This window comes from Paenisporosarcina sp. OV554, from assembly GCF_003058165.1.
Classification (GTDB): domain Bacteria; phylum Bacillota; class Bacilli; order Bacillales_A; family Planococcaceae; genus Paenisporosarcina.
Map to the genome: position 1 here is coordinate 1 of NZ_QBUC01000059.1, position 3107 is coordinate 3107.

Here is a 3107-nt window from a genome sequence, read left to right on the forward strand (position 1 = left end):
CCATGGCTATATTTGCGGTAAACCTCAAACGAATTATGACCTTAATGAAGGAATCAGAATAAGTAATACAAAGAAAAAGGCGTCATTTCGTTCGATTTCGAACGAAATGACGCCTTTTAAAGTTAAATCACACTTACAAAATTAAAAACGTAAGTTTTTCAGTGGCCTCGTTGGATTTAGGTAGTATATACCCAAATTTCAACGTAAAGGTGTTTTTATTTGTCTCAGCCTATGGGGTCAGTCCCATTTGAGCCCGCTCTCTATTTATTCGTTTTTTCGTAAGTGAAGAGATTCATTGTCACACTACTTAAAAACGGAAGAATTATCTATCTTTTGAAACAGATCAATCTCGATTTCCTGCCACTTATAGTTATTTACACATGTATCTAGAGTCTCTCTTATCGTCTCGTCATCGGTACAATACACTTGTAAATATTCCGTTGCGTGGACAATTTCTTCTTTATAACGTGTAATTATTCCCTCTACAAGGAGTCCCTCTTCGTCATTCAAATCTCGAAATTTTTTCACATCGAAAATTTCGTCTCCCGAGCGATCTGGCTCGTATTCATGCGGACTTGTGCTATCAAAAAGAATGGTTTGTAGTTCAGGTAACCATACATAATCAATACTGTTGCAGTCAAGTCCACACCAACCCCATTGTGTATCAAGACCTAAACCTTCCGCATGTTCACCAAATCGTTTCATCAATGTTGATTTTCCACTACCAGGATAGCCTTTGATAAATATTCGTCTTTTAAACCTTTTAGTGAGTGAGTCGAAATAATCTTTTGGACCTTCTGGCGTTAAAGTCCCCATTAATCGATGTGTTCTATGGGAGGGTTTATTAAATTTTAGTGTAGTGAATGTGTCATTGAACAGAGATTCCGCTTGTGCATCAAACCCGGTCCAATCCATTCCACTGACGTAAGGTACTTCCCATTCATCATGAATGTTTTTTGCATTTGTTAAGGTTTGTAAAGCTTTGCCTAACCACTGTTCACTGTGCAACGTTTTCTCTCGTAAAAATCCACCATGCTCGCGTAATTTTTGTTCATCATAAGCTTCATAAAAAGAAATAACATGGTGGGTGCTACCATAATATTTCGGTTCGAATGATACTGGATGGGAAGCTTGAATAAATAATGTACGGTTACTTTTCACATAGGTAGCTTCAATTACATCTACATGCAAAGAATCATAAAACCATTCAATATCATAGCCCCTTTTCACATAATGGTAACCAACTTGTCTAAACAAGTCAGATAATTTAAATGTAGGTGGGGATTTAATGAAGTACACTTTTCGTGCTTCATTAATCAATTCGTTATATATATTTTTCTCCCCTTGTCCTGTAAAAGCTCGGCCAAATTGATGCGTTATAGTTCCGTTCATGTAATCATCCCTTTCAATGTGTAGACTGAATCTACTATATGAAAGAGAGTGTAAAAACATGAATTTTAAAGAGTGTCATCCGTTAATTTCGCAATCCAATTTCTTGAAATATTCAAGGTGAAATGAACGATATAACCGAGTGTTAAAGCAATTATTATTGTCCCAATACCCACTGGTCCTCCAAGAAGCCATCCAATAATCGCGACCACTATTTCAAGTAACGTACGCACTCGTTTCACGGTCCATCCCGTCTTTTCAATAAGAATGAGCATGAGTGAATCCCGAGGTCCTGCTCCAATATTTGATGCAATATACATTCCAACACCAAATCCCATTACCCCTACTCCACTAATAAAACATATGGTTTGCACAACGGGATGTGATACAACTGGCAATAGCCATAACCACATATCCGTAAAAACACCTACTAAAATCATATTTAGCCATGTGCCAATAAGTGGCCATCTTTTTGAATACAGTGCTGTACCAATCACAATTAATAACCCACTCCCAATTGACCACATTCCAATAGTTAATCCGAAGTTTTGGAACAATCCTACATGTAATACATCCCAAGGTGCTATCCCTAATAATTTCCCTCTAATCGTCAATGCTATTCCAAGTGCTAAGAGCATCATTCCACCAATAAAAAAACTCCAACGTATGTAAAGATTTTTAGTCATTAAAATTACACCTTCTTTCCACAAAAAATCCACTCATGCAAAGCATGAATGGATTTGAATACTTTGTTTATAGTATCACAGTCAGATATTTTTCGTATATCGAAATTTAGTCCTGTTTTGTTAGCGCATCAAAAACACCATTTGTACATGACACTAAATCATTTGGCTTTAGATGAATTTGCATGCCAATTTTCCCGGCACTTACAATCATCGTATTAAGCTCTTTTGCTGAGTCGTCAATAAATGTCGGAAACAACTTCTTCATGCCAAGTGGAGAACATCCTCCACGTATATAGCCTGTTAACCCGAGTATATCTTTTACAGCAATCATCTCAATCTTCTTTTCTCCGGCCGCTTTCGCCGCGGACTTTAAATTCAATTCTTTTGCAACAGGCACTAAAAAAACAAATACTTTCCCTGGTCCCGCAGTTGCGACTAGTGTTTTAAACACTATTTCAACAGGTTGTTGTATTTTATTCGCAACAGAAATGCCATCGATTTGCCCGTCAGACACTTCATACTCATGCAAATCATAACTAACTTTTAGTTGATCGAGCAAGCGCACTACGTTCGTTTTAGCTGGTTTAGCCGACTTTGCCATAGACATTCCCTCATTTCATTAGAAAAGACCCTAACTACTTAAACCTCAAATGTGGAGGCAGACTGTAGACCTTGATAGGCGAACATTTCGTATTTCTGACTCCATGAAGTGGCAAGCGGGTTAGAGCATGGAGCTAGTCAGATTCCTATATTATAAAGAGGTTAAATATGGATAATATCATATACTTTAAAAACGGCGGAAGTCAATAACTGAACTGAACCCCGAATAGTGGACACTTTTAAAAAAGTGTCCCTATCCGGGGTTTTTTCTATTCATAGACCCCGTTATACTTGAAGATAACAATTATGGACGGGAGATTTTCAGATGAGCAAAATAATATTCAATGAACATCAAAGAAGACAAATTGAATCAAATCCTAATGTGACCTCTGTGTCTGATCGTACAATCCAGTTTGCTTATGACTTCAAAGT

3 protein-coding genes are annotated in these 3107 nt (G+C 37.3%); all 3 read right to left on the reverse strand.

Annotated elements, in window-relative coordinates; genetic code table 11:
- Positions 1–303 precede the first annotated feature (303 nt).
- The 3 genes from C8K15_RS19790 to ybaK all read right to left on the reverse strand — a co-directional run bounded on the left by C8K15_RS19790 (position 304) and on the right by ybaK (position 2676).
- Positions 304–1392 carry a hypothetical protein gene (locus C8K15_RS19790; RefSeq protein ID WP_108588103.1) on the reverse strand — a complete coding sequence of 363 codons (1089 nt, stop codon included), beginning with the start codon at positions 1390–1392 and terminating at the stop codon, positions 304–306.
- A gap of 65 nt (positions 1393–1457) precedes the next feature.
- On the reverse strand, positions 1458–2075 hold the full coding sequence (locus C8K15_RS19795) for a YczE/YyaS/YitT family protein (protein WP_108588105.1): 618 nt from the start codon (positions 2073–2075) through the stop codon (positions 1458–1460).
- A 106-nt stretch (positions 2076–2181) separates the two neighbouring features.
- Positions 2182–2676, reverse strand: coding sequence for a Cys-tRNA(Pro) deacylase (gene ybaK / locus C8K15_RS19800; RefSeq protein ID WP_108588104.1), 495 nt, complete (start codon positions 2674–2676; stop codon positions 2182–2184).
- Positions 2677–3107: the final 431 nt, after the last annotated feature.

Excerpts from the sequence above, each read along its gene's own strand:
- C8K15_RS19790 (WP_108588103.1), bottom strand. The coding sequence starts at position 1,392 with ATGAACGGAACTATAACGCATCAATTTGGCCGAGCTTTTACAGGACAA.
- C8K15_RS19795 (WP_108588105.1), bottom strand. The coding sequence starts at position 2,075 with ATGACTAAAAATCTTTACATACGTTGGAGTTTTTTTATTGGTGGAATG.
- ybaK (WP_108588104.1), bottom strand. The coding sequence starts at position 2,676 with ATGGCAAAGTCGGCTAAACCAGCTAAAACGAACGTAGTGCGCTTGCTC.